The organism is Halorussus halophilus (genome assembly GCF_008831545.1).
Classification (GTDB): Archaea; Halobacteriota; Halobacteria; order Halobacteriales; family Haladaptataceae; genus Halorussus; species Halorussus halophilus.
Window position 1 is genome coordinate 2,987,536 of sequence record NZ_CP044523.1, and the last position, 15,246, is coordinate 3,002,781.

General features: G+C 63.1%; 17 protein-coding genes. 9 read left to right on the plus strand and 8 right to left on the minus strand.

Translation table 11 applies throughout. The features are described 5' to 3' along the window. Positions 1 to 41: 41 nt before the first annotated feature. Complete coding sequence (locus F7R90_RS14830) at positions 42 to 1,097, minus strand: S66 family peptidase (protein ID WP_158058178.1); 1,056 nt, start codon at positions 1,095 to 1,097, stop codon at positions 42 to 44. 61 nt (positions 1,098 to 1,158) lie between these two features. On the opposite strand from F7R90_RS14830, the gene F7R90_RS14835 reads away from it, so the two are divergent. Continuing rightward, positions 1,159 to 1,365, plus strand: a complete 207-nt coding sequence (locus tag F7R90_RS14835) for a hypothetical protein (RefSeq protein ID WP_158058179.1) — start codon at positions 1,159 to 1,161, stop codon at positions 1,363 to 1,365. A gap of 285 nt (positions 1,366 to 1,650) precedes the next feature. Here F7R90_RS14835 and F7R90_RS14840 read toward each other — a convergent pair whose 3' ends face one another. Next, a complete protein-coding gene (locus tag F7R90_RS14840; protein WP_158058180.1) occupies positions 1,651 to 2,181 on the minus strand; it encodes a GrpB family protein in 531 nt (176 codons plus the stop codon). A 429-nt stretch (positions 2,182 to 2,610) separates the two neighbouring features. On the opposite strand from F7R90_RS14840, the gene F7R90_RS14845 reads away from it, so the two are divergent. From F7R90_RS14845 to F7R90_RS14855, 3 genes are all read left to right on the plus strand, one after another. Next, the gene (locus F7R90_RS14845) at positions 2,611 to 3,900 is read left to right on the plus strand and encodes an O-acetylhomoserine aminocarboxypropyltransferase/cysteine synthase family protein (protein WP_158058181.1); all 1,290 of its coding nucleotides are present in this window, start codon (positions 2,611 to 2,613) and stop codon (positions 3,898 to 3,900) included. Further along, positions 3,897 to 5,096, plus strand: coding sequence for a homoserine O-acetyltransferase MetX (gene metX / locus F7R90_RS14850; protein WP_158058182.1), 1,200 nt, complete (start codon positions 3,897 to 3,899; stop codon positions 5,094 to 5,096). The genes F7R90_RS14845 and metX overlap by 4 nt, the downstream gene beginning before the upstream one ends. An 88-nt stretch (positions 5,097 to 5,184) precedes the next feature. Next, positions 5,185 to 6,507 carry a S1C family serine protease gene (locus F7R90_RS14855; RefSeq protein ID WP_158058183.1) on the plus strand — a complete coding sequence of 441 codons (1,323 nt, stop codon included), beginning with the start codon at positions 5,185 to 5,187 and terminating at the stop codon, positions 6,505 to 6,507. A gap of 120 nt (positions 6,508 to 6,627) precedes the next feature. On the opposite strand, the gene F7R90_RS14860 is transcribed toward F7R90_RS14855, so the two are convergent. Then, positions 6,628 to 6,909, minus strand: a complete 282-nt coding sequence (locus F7R90_RS14860) for a hypothetical protein (RefSeq protein WP_158058184.1) — start codon at positions 6,907 to 6,909, stop codon at positions 6,628 to 6,630. Positions 6,910 to 7,007: 98 nt separating this feature from the next. On the opposite strand from F7R90_RS14860, the gene F7R90_RS14865 reads away from it, so the two are divergent. The 3 genes from F7R90_RS14865 to F7R90_RS14875 all read left to right on the plus strand — a co-directional run bounded on the left by F7R90_RS14865 (position 7,008) and on the right by F7R90_RS14875 (position 9,879). Continuing rightward, a complete protein-coding gene (locus F7R90_RS14865) occupies positions 7,008 to 8,099 on the plus strand; it encodes a S1C family serine protease (protein WP_158058185.1) in 1,092 nt (363 codons plus the stop codon). Positions 8,100 to 8,198: 99 nt separating this feature from the next. Further along, the gene (locus tag F7R90_RS14870) at positions 8,199 to 9,140 is read left to right on the plus strand and encodes an NAD(P)H-binding protein (RefSeq protein WP_158058186.1); all 942 of its coding nucleotides are present in this window, start codon (positions 8,199 to 8,201) and stop codon (positions 9,138 to 9,140) included. 4 nt (positions 9,141 to 9,144) lie between these two features. Then, the gene (locus tag F7R90_RS14875) at positions 9,145 to 9,879 is read left to right on the plus strand and encodes a DUF7530 family protein (protein WP_158058187.1); all 735 of its coding nucleotides are present in this window, start codon (positions 9,145 to 9,147) and stop codon (positions 9,877 to 9,879) included. A 70-nt stretch (positions 9,880 to 9,949) separates the two neighbouring features. Here F7R90_RS14875 and F7R90_RS14880 read toward each other — a convergent pair whose 3' ends face one another. Further along, positions 9,950 to 10,207, minus strand: a complete 258-nt coding sequence (locus tag F7R90_RS14880) for a hypothetical protein (RefSeq protein ID WP_158058188.1) — start codon at positions 10,205 to 10,207, stop codon at positions 9,950 to 9,952. 459 nt (positions 10,208 to 10,666) lie between these two features. After that, positions 10,667 to 11,683 (minus strand): NAD(P)/FAD-dependent oxidoreductase, encoded by a 1,017-nt coding sequence (locus F7R90_RS14885; RefSeq protein ID WP_158058189.1) that lies wholly within the window; start codon positions 11,681 to 11,683, stop codon positions 10,667 to 10,669. Between the two features lie 81 nt (positions 11,684 to 11,764). Here F7R90_RS14885 and F7R90_RS14890 point away from each other — a divergent pair, with 81 nt between their 5' ends. Then, positions 11,765 to 12,361: an NUDIX hydrolase gene (locus F7R90_RS14890; protein ID WP_158058190.1), complete on the plus strand. Its 597-nt coding sequence runs from the start codon at positions 11,765 to 11,767 to the stop codon at positions 12,359 to 12,361. Between the two features lie 16 nt (positions 12,362 to 12,377). Here the strand turns inward: F7R90_RS14890 and F7R90_RS14895 are convergent, their stop codons facing one another. Both F7R90_RS14895 and serB read right to left on the minus strand, forming a co-directional pair. After that, complete coding sequence (locus F7R90_RS14895; RefSeq protein ID WP_225741194.1) at positions 12,378 to 12,872, minus strand: Hsp20/alpha crystallin family protein; 495 nt, start codon at positions 12,870 to 12,872, stop codon at positions 12,378 to 12,380. 97 nt (positions 12,873 to 12,969) lie between these two features. Then, on the minus strand, positions 12,970 to 13,608 hold the full coding sequence (gene serB / locus F7R90_RS14900; RefSeq protein ID WP_158058192.1) for a phosphoserine phosphatase SerB: 639 nt from the start codon (positions 13,606 to 13,608) through the stop codon (positions 12,970 to 12,972). Between the two features lie 675 nt (positions 13,609 to 14,283). On the opposite strand from serB, the gene hisA reads away from it, so the two are divergent. Beyond that, positions 14,284 to 15,009, plus strand: a complete 726-nt coding sequence (gene hisA, locus F7R90_RS14905; protein WP_158058193.1) for a 1-(5-phosphoribosyl)-5-[(5-phosphoribosylamino)methylideneamino]imidazole-4-carboxamide isomerase — start codon at positions 14,284 to 14,286, stop codon at positions 15,007 to 15,009. 15 nt (positions 15,010 to 15,024) lie between these two features. Here hisA and F7R90_RS14910 read toward each other — a convergent pair whose 3' ends face one another. Beyond that, positions 15,025 to 15,207: a hypothetical protein gene (locus F7R90_RS14910; RefSeq protein WP_158058194.1), complete on the minus strand. Its 183-nt coding sequence runs from the start codon at positions 15,205 to 15,207 to the stop codon at positions 15,025 to 15,027. Positions 15,208 to 15,246: the final 39 nt, after the last annotated feature.

Below are 15,246 nucleotides of genomic sequence, written 5' to 3' on the forward strand. Positions count from 1 at the left end.
CCGTCTTGGAACTGTCGGGCCTTATGCTGGTCGGTCACGGTTCAGGTACGGAACTCGATGCGTTCTGCGTCGGGGTCGATTCGCGCCGTCCCGCCGACCGGAATCGGGACGACCGGCGCGGTGTGGCCGAAGTCCACGTCGAAGACGAGCGGCGCGCCGGGGTTGTACTCCTCGAAGGTGTCCACGATGGCCTCGCGTTGCTCTCGTCGGTACTTCTCGCGGGCTTCGGGACCCCGAGCCTCGAAGGGACTGCGGGCTTTCGCTCGCCCGACGAGCGCGCCCGAAAATCGTTCGAGCAGGCCACGTTCGCCCATGCCTATCAGGAACTGTCGAACGTCCATCGCGTCGGGCATCTCCTCGGACGTTTCGAGCAGGAAGACCCTCCCATCGAGGTCCTCCGGCGTCGGGAGGTACGTGCTGGTGCGCAACTGCATGTCGAGCGTGCCGAGACACCCGCCCCACGTTCGGCCCTCGACGGTCGTCTCGGGACCGCGGAACTTCCACCCAGCGTTTCGTTCCATCTCGCGGTGTTTCTCCAAGTTCGCGGGGTCCGCCCACTCAAGGTCGTCGTCCGTGAACTGCTCCGCCGGAGAAATCTCGCCAATTTCGTCGTCGAAGAGCGCCCGTTCGAGGTAGTCGATGGTGTAGTCGTGCATCGACCCCTGCATGGCGAGGTCGGTCATCAGCGTCCCGCCGTAGAACGAGACGATGCCGAGGTTCCAGAGGTAGTTCTGGAAGTTGGTGTTGTCGCTGATGCCGTAGAACCGGGTCGGGTTCTCTCTGAGTACGTCGGGGTCGAGATGCTTCAGCACGCGAACTTGGTCGTAGCCGCCGATGACGGTCATCACCCCGTCGATGTCGGGGTCCACGAAGGCGTCCATCAAGTCTCGGGCGCGCTCTTCGGGGTGGTCGTAGAGGTACTCGCTGTCCTTCGTCGCGGTCGGAAACTCGACCGGTTCCAGACCGAACACGTCTCGCAGTCTGTCGAGTCCGAGTTCGTAGACGTGCGAGAAGTCGGTCGCGCGATTAGAGGCGGGAGCGACGATGGCGACGCGGTCCCCACGTTCGAGCGCGGGCGGCACGACGAATTCGCTCATGGTCGGACTGTCTGAGCGTAGTTTCCTATCTTTTACGATGGGTCGGAAGCGAGTGACACAGATGACAGACGACCAAGGGTCCGTGGAGAACGCCGAACTCGCGGCGAAGGTGGATCGCCTTGCGTATTTAGTTATCGCGCTCCTGTTGATAGAAGTTGTTCAGTTCGTCAAGTACGCTGAAGAACTAGTGGTAGTCGGCCTGCTACTTGGTATCGGCGGATTTGCGTGGTTGTTCCTGAAGGCGCTGGCGCACTCTACGTCAGCGTAGGTAGAGCGCGTTCCGTTTCGCTTGGCGTACTGTCACGGAAAACATAAATCATTTACAGCGTACCCAGCAGTTGTGGAGGATTCGACGGTCATTTACATCGCATCCATCGGAAGCATCTGTTCGTCAGCGATGGGTACCACGTGTCTGGTTACGGGTGCCACCTCGACGGCATCGAGTGTGGCACTGCTACTCGCCGGACTCACGTCGGCAGTGTATCCGTTGATGTCACTTTCACAGTAGTTGCGCCAGTTCTCGAACTGGCGGTGCGCAGAATTCCCCGCCGCGCTACAGGTTGGGTTCGTACCCCGCTTTGCGCGCTTTTTCGAGGATGGAGTCGATGACGGGGGATTTCTTCCGGGTGTACTCTTCGGCGTCGCAGGAGTGCTCCTCTGCGGCGGCCCGTTTGACCCTCGCGTACTCGTCTCGTGCTTGCGGATGGTCGCGAAGGTACTCTCGAAGGAGAAGGTTGTTCTGCAGGCTTTCCGAGTCCTGTGGTCGGACGTGAACGTTGAAGTGCTGGTCGTCCGCGGCGACTCGGCCGAGTTCTATCCACTCGTCGCCCCTGTCTTTGTCGCTCAGATAGTAGCCAGACTCGTGCAATAGTTCCGCACATCTCCGGCCCTCGTCCATGTCCGAAACGACCGGACAGATGTCTACGATGGGCTTGGCCGCGAGTCCCGGTACGGCGGTACTACCGATATGCTCGACGCGGAGTACGTGGTCGCCGAGTATCGTCTCCATTCGAGCGGCCTCCTGCTCGAACCGGACCGGCCACTCGGGGTCGTACTCTACGATTTCAATCTCCACGTCGCTCATTGATAACTTGACTTGTATTTCACGCACGGTTATAGTTTGTCCGCTCTCGCTACCGCTCGGTCCGCCCGTCTAAGTCGGAGACTACCGGTTCGCGAACGACTCGACGCCACTCGCTACCGCAAACGCCCTTTCGACTACCCATCAATAATCGTCCGTCGGACCAACCGAACGGGTAGGACTTCCGAAAGGGAACGGACGCTCACGTCCTTTAGACGTGAGCGTCCGGGGGCTTTCGAGGCGGTCACAGTTGCAGTAATCCTCGCGGTACGAAGCGGCCGAAATCACGTTGACTTCTGCGGTTCATTGCGAGCGGCCAGCGTATTTCGAATCGACTGTACTCCATCACACCAAACCCACCACTCATCTCGTCCCTGCAAGCCTTGCCGTAACTGGCGGTTATAAAATCTTGCGAGAATATGCGTATAACACATGACCAGCGACGAGCCACGCTTCGACACTCGCAGTCTCCACGCGGGCCACGGGGCCGACCCCGCGACGGGGGCGCGGGCACCGCCACTGTACCAGACCACCTCCTACGAGTTCGAAGACGCCGACCACGCCGCGGACCTCTACGCCCTCGACGCGGAGGGCGACATCTACTCTCGCATCTCGAATCCGACGACGCGCGCGCTCGAAGAGCGCCTCGCCTCCATCGAAGGAGGGACCGGTGCAGTCGCCACCGCCAGCGGAATGGCCGCGCTCGACTCGCTGACGCTCGTCCTCGCCGACCAAGGAAGCAACGTCGTCTGTTCGACCGACACCTACGGCGGGACGACCTCCTACCTCTCGAAGACCGCCAGCAAACGCGGCATCGAAGCCCGGTTCGTGGAGACGCTCGATTACGAAGCCTACGAGGAGGCAATCGACGAAGACACTGCGTACGTCCACGTCGAAACCGTGGGGAATCCCTCGCTCGTCACGCCGGATTTGGAGCGCGTGGCCGACGTCGCCCACGAGGCGGGCACGCCGCTCGTCGTGGACAACACCTTCGCCACGCCCGCGCTCTGTAAGCCGCTGGAACACGGCGCGGACGTAGTCTGGGAGTCCACGACGAAGTGGCTCCACGGGAGCGGGACCACAGTCGGCGGCGTGCTGGTCGATGGCGGCAATTTCGACTGGGAGGCACACGAAGACGACTACCCGGAACTCGCGGGCGTGAATCCGGCGTACCACGATACCGACTTCTCGCGAGACTTCGCGGACGCCCCGCTGGCGTCTGCGGTACGATTCCGCGCGCTCCGGAGTCTGGGCAACCAGCAGTCACCCTTCGACGCGTGGCAGACCTTGCAGGGCCTCGAAACGCTGCCCCTCCGAATGGAGCGCCACTGCGAGAACGCCGCAATTGTCGCCGAATATCTCGCCGACCACGACGACGTGGCGTGGGTTTCCTATCCGGGGTTGGAGGACCACGAGACCCACGAGAACGCGGTCGAATATCTGGATGGAGGGTATGGAGGGATGATAGCCTTCGGTCTCGAAGCCGGATTTGAAGGTGGCAAGGCGTTCTGCGAGAACGTCGAGTTGGCGAGTTTCTTGGCGAACATCGGGGACGCGAAGACGCTCGTGATTCACCCCGCGAGTACGACCCACGCCCAGTTGTCCGCCGAGGAACAGCGTGCCGCAGGCGTCTCACCGGACCTCGTTCGGTTCTCTGTCGGCATCGAGGACCCGGCGGACCTGCTGGCCGACGTGGAACAGGCGATAGCTAGTACAACATGAACCGGACCTGTGACACCGCCGAGTTGGGCGAGTTCGAGTTCGAGTGCGGCAGACGAATCCCGCTCGAAGTCGCCTACGAGACCTACGGCGAGTACGACGGCAACAACGCGGTCCTGATTTGCCACGCGCTGACCGGAAGCGCGCACGTGACGGGGTCCGCTCGAAACGAAGACACCGACGGACAGGCCGCCGCGTGGTGGAGTGACGTGGTCGGTCCCGGCAAGGCCATCGACACCCGTGAGTACTTCGTGATTTGCGCGAACGTCCCCGGCTCGTGCTACGGCAGTTCCGGCCCGGCCAGCTTCGACCCCGAAACCGGCGACCCCTACAGTACCGACTTCCCCGCCGTCACGGTCACCGACTGGACGCGCGCCCAGCACCGACTGCTCGACCACCTCGGCATCGGGCCGCTCAAGGCCGTCGTCGGCGGAAGCGTCGGCGGGATGAACGCCTTGGAGTGGGCGAAACGCTACCCCGAGCGCGTGGACAGAGTCGTCGCGCTCGCGACCGCGGCGCGACTCGACCCCCAGATGCTCGCCATCGAAGCGATTGCTCGCAGGGCGATTACGAACGACGATGACTGGAACGGCGGGGAGTATTATGGGGAAGACGAGACGGAACCGACAGAAGGCCTCGCCGTCGCGCGCCAGTTGGGCCACGTCACGTACCTCTCGAAGGACTCGATGGACCGGAAGTTCGGCCGCCGGTCGGCAGGCCGGGCGATGATCGCCGACGCCTTCGCACCGGACGACCCCGCGAGCGACTTCTTCCCTTACCGGGAAGTCGAGTCGTATCTCGACTATCAGGCCGAGAAGTTCGCCGAGCGCTTCGACGCCAACAGCTACCTCTACCTCACCCGAGCGATGGACGACTACGACCTCTCGTCTGGCTACGACTCGGACGCTGACGCACTGGCTGGATTCTCCGGCGAAGCCCTCCTCGTGAGTTTCACAGGCGACTGGCACTTCACGGTCGAGCAGTCGGAACGACTCGCCTCGGCATTCGACGCCGCTGGCGTCGAGACAGCCAATCACGTGGTCGAGAGCGACCACGGACACGACGCCTTCCTCGTGGAACCCGAACAGGTCGGCCCACCGATTCGGGACTTCATCGCGGCGGGCGTCGAAGGGAAGGCCGTCAGCGACGCCGAAGAGCGGGAGTTCGCTCCGGTTCACACGAGTCTGTTCGGCGACTGAGCGAGTTCGAAACGGCGACTGAACGATTCCGTAGGCGTGTCAACGACCCGCACATTCATTGTACGGGGCGTCGTGGGCCTGTTCGGGAATGAGTCAACGACTATTAGCGGGGCTATTCGTCCTCGTAGTGGTGGCTGCTGGGTCGGTGGGCGGCGTAGCGACTATCGGGCCTGACGCGATGGGAGCCGGGGCACAGGACGCAGAGACGCGAACGTCAGATGCGAGCGGCGGAGCGGCGGCCATCGACGCGCCAATGGCCGTCGAATCGCCAACAGGGAGCGACAGCGACTCGAAACCGCTCCAAGTGCAGGCACGGTGTAACTACACGAGGCTGTTCCAGACGGCGACGAACGCCGTCGTGACGATAAACGTCTCGAACGAGACCGGACAGGTGAGTGGTGGCTCCGGTTGGGTCTACCGGGTGAACGAGGGAACTTCGACCGCCTACGTCGTCACGAACTGGCACGTCGTCTACAACGCCACCGAGTACGACGTGCAGTTCAACGACGACCGCTGGCGAGAGGCCGAACTCATCGGGACCGACGACGCTACGGACACCGCAGTCCTCCGCGTTACCGACGCGCCGGACTCCGCCGAAGAGTTGCCCATCGCCGAAGACCAGACACGGCGCGGCCAGCGCATCGCCGTCCTCGGGCAACCGTTCGGCTTCGAGGAGTCGATAAGCCAAGGCATCGTCAGCGGCGTGGAGCGGGCGGTCACGTTCCCGTACCGAGACGGCTTCAACCGGACGCTGGCACCGATGCTACAGACCGACTCCTCGACCGAACCCGGCAACAGCGGCGGGCCGTGGGTCAACTGCGACGGCGAAGTCGTCGGCATGACCGTGGGCGGGGCAGTGTTCGCAGACGTGAACTTCGCCATCGCCTCGCGGGCGCTCCGTGAGGTCGTCCCGACGCTCATCGAGGACGGAAACTACCGGCACTCGTTCCTCGGCGTTCGAGTCGTCGGAATCGGACCGGAAATCGCCGAGGAGAACGACCTGAACGTCTCGCGCGGCGTGATGGTCGCCGACGTGCTTCCCGGCGGACCAGCGGACGGCCAGTTGCGCGGCGCGCCCGCCATCGACAAGGAGACCGGCAACCCCTTCGGCGGCGACGTGATTCTCGCCGTGGACGACACCCCAGTCGCCGAGAAAGAAGACCTCCTGACGTACCTCCTGTTGGAAACCGAACCGGGGGAGACGGTGAACTTCACCGTGCTTCGAAACGACCGGAATCGAACGGTCGAGGTGACGCTCGGCGAACGGCCGTCGTTCCCGGCAGTGCCGCAGATGACGGTAGCACGACCGCCGACGACTACGGCGCAACCGCCGACAGCGACGACCCAACTGCCCAACGAAACGACTGGGGTGACGACCGGAGTCCGACCCGGAGGGAAAAACGGGAATTGAGAACGAGAGACTGAAAGCAAGAGACTGAGAACCGGAGGCCGAGAACGGGCGACTGAAAACAGGAGACCGAGACGCGACGGCTGTCGTAGTCGGTCGTCGCAGACGGCCGAGTCGGCCGACCTACGCGCCGAGCAGTTCACGGCCGCGCTCGCGTTTCTCGTCGTCGCTGAGTCCGTCCGCGTCGAACGACCCCTTCGAGACCCAGTGGTCCATCGCGTAGAAGAGCGCGTGGACGGTGCCGTTCACTTCGAGTAACCAGCCGCTGACGACGTTCTCGCGCTCGCCCTCGCCGCGGAGTAGCGGTTCGGTCCAATCGACCGCGTCGCTGTCGGCGATTCGCTCGATTTTCGAGTCCAACAGGGGTTTGTCCGGCAACGAGGAGAGGACGTTGGGTTCTGACATGCGAGAGCGTTGGCGGGCGGTCGGAAAAAGGTTCACGTCTCTCGGCGGGATGCCGCGACCCCGAGTTTGATAGCCGTCGCTGGCGTGCACTGTACGAGATGCGCGAACACATCGCAGTCGGCGTCCTGTTGCTCGCGCTGGTGGGATGGGGACCAGCGACGGCAGTCGGGAGTACGACTCTCGAACAGACTCCAGAAACGCGACCAACTGCACAAGCACAACCGACCGATTGCGACTTCACGCAGTTGTACGACGAGACCATCGGTTCGGTCGTCACCGTGCAGGTCCGAAGCCAGACCGGCGGCGGCATCGGGTCCGGGTTCGTCTACGACGATTCGGGCCACATCGTCACGAACCAACACGTCGTCGCGAATGCCTCGGCGGTCGAAGTGCAGTTCGACCGCGGCGAGTGGGCCACCGCCGACGTAATCGGAACCGACGTGTACAGCGACCTCGCAGTGCTGGAAGTCAACGACACGCCCGACTACGCCGACCCGCTCGCGGTGAACGGGAGTCAGCCAGAACCGGGGCGACCCGTCGCCGCGCTCGGCAGTCCGCTCGGACTGCGCGGCACCATCACGAACGGCATCGTCAGCGGGACGAACCGCTCGCTCCCCGCGGGTGGGCCTGACGGGCCGACGTTCCCGATTCCGAACACCATCCAGACGACAGCGGCCATCAACCCCGGCAACAGCGGCGGGCCGCTCGTGAACTGTCAGGGGCAAGTCGTGGGCGTGAACACCGCTGGCGCACAGGGGAGCGACAATACAGGGTTCGCCGTGCCTGCCTCGCGCGTCGAGCGAGTCGTTCCGGCGCTCGTCCAGAACGGAAGCTACGCGAACTCCTATCTCGGCGTCTCGACGCTCGACGTGTCGCCAATCGTCGCCACCGCGAACGACCTGAACGTCACGCGCGGCGTGCTGGTCGTCGAGACAGTGACTGGGAGTCCGGCCGCAGAAGCACTGCGCGGAAGTACGGGAACCCGACAGGTCGATGGCCTCGAAGTCCCGGTCGGCGGCGACGTAATCCTCTCCATCGACGGCCAGAGAATCAACTCCGCGGAAGACCTCGGGAGCGTGCTGACCCAAAAGCGGCCGGGCGAGACGGTGACGGTGACGGTGCTACGGAACGGCCAGCGGGTCGAAGTTCGAGTCGTGTTGGCCCGGAGACCACAGCCCGGACAGGCGTAGGGATTCGACTGCTTCCCGGACAGATGTAGCGACCAGTCTGTCAGTCCGCATTGGGCGGGCCGCCGACAGTTATGGTCATCGCCGCCGAAGTAGTGGAAAATGCGCGTGTTGGTCACTGGAGCAACCGGGTTCGTCGGCGGCCACCTCGTGCCCGCCTTGCTCGACGCGGGCCACGATGTCGTCGCCCTCGTCAGGGACGCCGAACGCTACGACGCGCCGGACGGCGTCGAGGTAGTCGAAGCAGACCTGCTCGAACGTGAGACGCTGGCGGGAATCTTCGACGGTAGTTCGTCGGGCGGAGCGAGACGAACGTCGTCGGACGAGCGGAGCGAGTCCGCCGGTATCGACGCGGCTTACTACCTCGTCCACTCGATGCAGACCGGGCCGGACTTCGCCGAACGCGACCGCCTCGCGGCGCGGAACTTCGTGGCCGCGGCGCGCGACTCGGGCCTGAAGCGCGTCGTCTACCTCGGCGGACTCGGCGAGACGGGCCACGGCCTCTCCGAACACCTCAAGTCCCGGCGCGAAGTCGAGGCGATTCTAGCCGACGGCGACTTCGAAGTGACGACACTCAGGGCCGCCATCGTCATCGGCGCGGGGAGCGCGAGTTTCCGGATGGTCCGGGAACTCGCCGAGAAACTGCCGGTGATGGTCACGCCGCGCTGGGTCCACACCGAGTGTCAGCCAATCGCCGTCCGCGACGTAGTGGCGTATCTGGTCGGCGTCTTGGACGTACCCGAGACAGCGGGTGAGACCTACGAAATCGGCGGTCCCGAGGTGCTGACCTACGCCGAGATGCTGGACCGAACCGGCGAACTGATGGACCGCGACCCGGTCGTCGTGCCGGTACCGGTCCTCTCCCCGCAACTCTCCGCGTACTGGGTGGACCTCGTGACCGACGTGCCCAAGAGCGTCGCCCACCCGCTCATCAACGGGCTGAAGAATCCCGTCGTCGCGGACGACGCCCCCATCCGCGAGTTGCTCCCCGTCGAACTGACGCCGTTCGAGGAAGCCGTCGAGCGGGCGCTGGCGGGCGAATGAGCCGATGAGTTCGGATTCGGTTCGGACCGACCCGGTCGCGACCGACCCCGAGTACGGCGAGACGTGGGTGTACGAGAGCATCGTCGGCGCGATTCCGGGCGTCGATTTGTCCGACCGCTCGGCCGTGACGGTGCAATTCGTCCTCTTCGAAGGCCTCGTGCTGGCGTTCGCCGCACTCTACGACCTCTGGGCGGCAGTTCCGGCAGGCACGGCGGCCGTCGTCGTCGCGGCCGCTGGAAGCTACGTCATGCTCGCACTGGGGGCGCAAATTCGGCAAGTCGAAGTGCCCGATACTTACCGCAGATTGCTCTTCTCGTCCAGCATCGAAGTCGTGCTGGGCGTGTTGGGGTTCGTCGCCTTCCTGACCTACGTGTTCGCGGTGGACCCTCACGGAGGGTCGCCGCCGCTCTTTCGCGCCTTGTTCCGAGAAGTACCGCCGATTCCCGTGATCTACCTCGCGCTGCTGATTTTGTGGGACCTCTGCTACCGCATCGGCACCGGCTGGTGGGCCAGCGTGACGGGACTCTGGCGGACGTATCGGTTCGGCGGCGAGTTCGAAGAAGCGACGCGCTCGCGCCTGCTCCGTATCGACTTGTTGACTATCGGCTTCGCGCTGGTTCAGCTTTTGCTGGTGCCGTTCGTCTGGCCTCGGGAGGTGCTAGTGTTGGCACTTCTCGGGCACGTCGTCGCGGTGAGTGTGGTGTCGGGGACATCGGTGGTGTGGCTTCGGCGGGGATAGGACGGCGAGTCCGGAGGGCGTAGTCGAATAAAAACCGAACGACGTCGGTGTTTTCCATTCAGAACGGCTACTAATACTTCGTACACACTTTCTTGATGAACTTGTCACCGTGGTTGTGTTTGTGTGCTTTCACTGCACTCCAACTACCGACGTAGATATACTGCACGTTGGACGGATTGCCCGGCGGATGGTGCTTGATCTTGTACTTGTACTTCTTGCACTTGCTCGCAGAGTTTTTGCTCGTGTCGGCGACGGCAAAGCCCGTGCCGGCCGTGAGTGCAAACATCACCGCGAGAGCGATGGCGAGTCGTACTGTCGTTCGAGTCATCGGCGTTCCCCTCGTTGCATTGCACAGGTCCTCTCCACGGATTGTGCAGTCGTTAGCACAGCCCCCTACACCATTGTTATTAACACGGCATGGCCGGGGTAACTGTGGTTGCAGACGTATATTTCGATATTTCGAGCAGTATCCACCGTGTTCACACACCACTTCTGTACTACACCAACATTTCCTCCTGCATTCCAGCCGTCACTACCAGTCAACTACACGTTTCTGCACATGTGTTTCGAACGAATCCCACTGCTGTCACAGGGAGGGAAGTTCAGTCACCACGCCGAGCCGTTACGAAGTAGCGAGTATGGCCGCTCTCGACCAGCGACGCGAAGTTCGAGCGAATAGGGAGGAAAGCGAGTCGAAAGCGGTCGTGGAGAGTCCGAACGGAGTTGACAACCGCGATTTACCAACAACCGCGATTTACTCTCACTCAGTTTCCATTTTCGAGTCAGGTCACAGTTCCAGTCGCTTCCCAGTTTCCAACCCACTCCGGAGTGCGGCGTGAACCCGTCCCTCGCCGACGACCCAGTCGCCAGCGAAGTAGAGGTCCACACTCGCCGCCTCCGACAGCACCTCTTCGTCGGCGCTCGCGTCCGGAAGCGCGTCGCGCCAGCGAACCACGTCGAACCAGTCGGGCTGATAGCGGTCCGGGTCGCCGAGCAGTTCCGCAGAGCGGTCGGCGGCCGCGACCGCTATGTCTTCGTCGGAGTCGTCGAAGTGTTCGGCCGACCAGCGCGGCGATGGCTGGACGATTAGCAGGCTCTCGCCGTCCGGTACGTGACCGGGCTTGCACTCCTCGCGGGCGACCCATCCGAGGTCGTGGTCCTTGCTCGTGTCCACCAGCGCGTAGTACGGTTCCTCGCGGCGGTAGTCGTAGTGGAGCGCGACGGTGAGAAGCGAGCGATACGGCACGCGAGCGATTTCGTCCGGCAAGGTCTCGCGCCGCTCGTCGTCCCAGTCGGCTCCGGCGAGCAGTTCGGCAGTCTGCGGTGCGGGCGGCGTGAGAACGAGCGCGTCGGCGCGAAAGGTGTCTTCGCTAGTCTGGACGCGCCAGTCGTCGGCCTCGCGTGCGAGGCCGACGACCTCGGTCCCGGTTCGAATCGTCGCACCGCTCGCGTCTGCGAGACGCTCGCCGAGCGTCGAGAGACCGTCTTCGTAGGTCCACTTCGGCGCGTCGTCGTCTTTCCCCTCGGAAATCTCGCCCTCGTCGTCGAAGGTCCAAACCGGGCCGTCGGTGTCCACGAGGCCGTCCGACAGTACTTCGCGGAAGAGATTCGCCACTCGGTCGTCCCCACCCTTTGCGTAGTTCGCCCCCACGTCGTACACGCATCCAGCGCGGCGACGCGTCGCCGCGCGACCGCCGACCGCCGCTTCTCGTTCGAAGACGGTCACGGTCGCGTCGGCGTCGCGGAGCGCGTAGGCGGCCCCGAGACCGGCCACGCCCGCACCGACGATAGCGATGTCTGTCACGTGTCGAACGGTGGGACGGCGGCGTGAAAAGGGTACGGCGTCAGAGACAGCATACTCGTAGGACGAGTGAGCAGAGCAACCATGAATCTCGACGAACGCGCCGCGGTTCGAGACGCAATCAATGCCGACGCCCAAAGGGTCGTCACTGGCATCGAAGAGCGTTGGAGCGACGTTCCCCGACTCGACTCCTTGACAGTCTCCCCGTTGTCCGACGACGACGACGATTCGTTTCCGGAGAGTGCCGACACGTTTCAGGAGCAGTACTATCCCTATGCCGCTGGAGCGGTCGTTACGGACGACGAGGCGCAACTGCTCTGCGTCAACAGTTCGATTCGGGAGGAGTGGGAGACGCCCGGCGGCGCGGGCGAATCGGGCGAGACTCCTGCCGAGACGGCACGGCGCGAGACGCGAGAGGAAACCGGCGTCGAGTGTGAGATAACCGGAGTGCTGTTCGTGCGCACGATGGAACTCGATTTGGGAGTCCCCGAGCATCTGCCGATTCCGGTCGCGGTGTTCACTGGACGACCGACTGACGACGGAACGGGACTGAGCGAGTCGGAAATCGAGTCTCACGAAGAAATATCGGACCTCGCGTGGCTCACTGCCGACGAACTGCCGACCGAGTTGCGAGGCTACGAGCAGAAGTACGAGTATTTGCAGTCGCTAACAGAGGACTGAGTCTCGAAAAATCCGCTTAGTCGCTGATGTCGATTTTCTTGCTGTCGTCTTCCTCCTGCTCCTCAGCGATGGGCAGGTGGACTTCCAACACGCCGTTGCGGTAGGTCGCGGTGATTCCCTCGTCCTCGATTTCCTTGGGGAGGGTAACGCGCTCTGCGACCTTGCGCGAGCGGGCGAAGCTAGTCGTGCCGACCATCTCGCCCTCGGTCGTCTCGCCGGCGGGCAACTCGGTCATCTCTTCGACCTCGTGTTCGGCGGCGATAGTCAGCGTGTCGTCGTCGAGTTTGAGGTCGATTTCCTCCTTCTCGAATCCCGGCAGGTCGGCCACGAGAACGAACTCACCCTCGCGCTCTTGGAGGTCGATACTGGTGTCGCCCTGCGTCATCTCACCGCGAGAGCCGACGGGGAGCGACCCGCGTGTCCCGCCGACGTTCCACATGCGGGTTCGCATCTGTTCGAACATGCGGTCCATCTCTTCGAAGGGGTCGTAACGAGTCATTTTCTTTTTCACCGAACACATATACGCTCGCTGAGGAGATAAAGATAGCTGGATACGTGCTATCAAGAGGCCGATATCGGCACTTGAGCTGTTTCGAGATGACGGGGGTTCAGTCGAGTAGCCCGTCCTCTTCGAAGATAGTGTGGAGTCGCTCCATCGTGGCGACGACCACGTCGCAGGAGGGCCGAACGGCACGCTTGGGGATGAACCCAATCGCGTGGCCCGCGGTTTCGAGCATCGGCAGGTCGTTCGCGCCGTCGCCGACTGCGTACGTGTCGCGGATAGGAATCTCGCGCTCCTTGGCGAGTCGTTCGAGCGCGTCGTCTTTCGTGCCCTCGATGAGCGGGCCTTCGACCTCACCGGTGAGTTCGCCGTCCTCGATTGGAAGTCGATTGGCGACGATGGTATCCACCGAGACGCGCTCTTTTGCGAGTGCTGCTTCGACGCCGCGCTCGAACCCGCCGGTGAGAATCGCGGTGGTGACGCCCGCGTCGTTGAGTTCCCGAATCAGGGTTCCGGCGTCGGGTCGCAGGACCACCTCGTCGAAGGCAGTCTGGGCGTCCTCCTCGGGAAGTCCTTCGAGCAGAGCGGCTCTGTCCCGGAGACTCTTGGCGTAGCTAATCTCGTCGTTCATCGCACGCTCGGTGATGTCAGCCATCTGGTCGGCGACTCCTTTTTGGCTGCCGAGCAGGACCGTCATCTCCGAGTCCGAGAGTGTTCCGTCGAAGTCGAACGCGACGAGTGACATGGGGGTTTGTTCGTGTGGAGGGGGCTTGAAACGAGTGGTAGCAACGGGATTTGCGATAAGAAAACGAGAGCTAGTGTTCGCTTGACTAGTTCGAGAACAGCACTATCGAACGCTACAGGAGACACCGAGTTCGAGAACAGCACTACTGCCGAAACCTATGAAGACCGCACAGCACCGCACGGGCCACATTCCTCCCCAACCGATTCGCTCACGTTCGTTCGCTCATCCCTCGCACGGTGTCGGCGCGAGCCAAGCCTCGCGCCAGCGCGCGCCGTGATGAGAAATCAGGTTCACGTATCTTCACACCTGCTTCGGCGCGCGGGAGCGACGGAAGGAGCGACTCGTGCGAGGGATGAGGACCGCAAGCCCGGACGACGCGTTCCGTCGCGTCGTCCGTACTGAGGACCGCAATCGGTTGGGGAGGTGTGTGGCTGAGGCGGTGCGGTTTCTCCTTGGTTTCGGGAGTAGCTAGCTTCGACTCGAAGACTGGCCAGTCACCGCGGAAAGTCGAAGCTTACTGCGTATCGGGCGTGGCTAGCTTCTCGTGTACGTCACCAACAGCGAAGTTCGAAACACAAGCATCTCCAATTCACCAGCAGACCCCCCAAAACCCACACCCAGACAATGCTAGCCGGAAGCGCGAGAACTTAGCCCTCCCACCACAAACCCCCAGCCATGACCCACTTCCCCGAGTTCGAAGTCGTCCCGGCAGTAGACATGCAGGACGGCAAAGTCGTACAACTCGTTCAAGGAGAACGCGGCACCGAGAAAACCTACGGCGACCCGGTCGCGGCCGCCGAGCGGTGGATAGACGCCGGTGCCGAGACGCTCCACCTCGTGGACCTCGACGGCGCGTTCGAGGGCGAGCGCCAGAACGCCGACGCGGTGGAGCGAATTCTGGACGCCGCGGACGTAGACGTGCAACTCGGCGGTGGGATTCGTACCGTCAAGGACGCAACCGACCTCCTTGAAAGAGGCGTGGACCGCGTGATTCTGGGCACCGCCGCAGTCGAGAACCCCGACATCGTGGCCGAGATTAGCGAGGAGTATCCGGGGGCAGTCACCGTCAGCTTAGACGCCAAAGACGGCGAAGTCGTCGTCTCGGGGTGGACCGAAAGCACGGGACTCGACCCCGCAGAGGCCGCGGCGCGCTACGAGGAGTTGGGCGCAGGCGCGATTCTGTTCACTGACGTAGACGTGGAGGGCAAACTGGAAGGCGTCCAAACCGACCGCGTTCGCGAGGTGGTCGAAGCCGTCGAGATTCCGGTGATCGCCTCGGGTGGCGTCGCTACGCTAGACGACGTGCGCGCACTCCGCGAGGCAGGTGCCGCCGCCGTCGTCGTCGGGACGGCACTCTACGAAGGACAGTTCACGCTCGAAGAAGCGAAGACGCTCGACTGACGGACGAACGTTGGATTAGTGCGTGAACTGTCGAATCGTCGATTCCACCTCGTCGCGGTCCGGCGTGGTGTTCGACCCCGCGAACAGATAGGCACTGGCGGCCAGTAGCGGGACGCCGAGAATTGCGCCCTCGCCAGTCAGCGCGAGTAGTCCTCCCGTCGGCACCATCAACGTACTCAGCACGTCAGATTTCTGCATCTCTATCGTTTCCTCCTACAGGAAACACAGTAATATAAT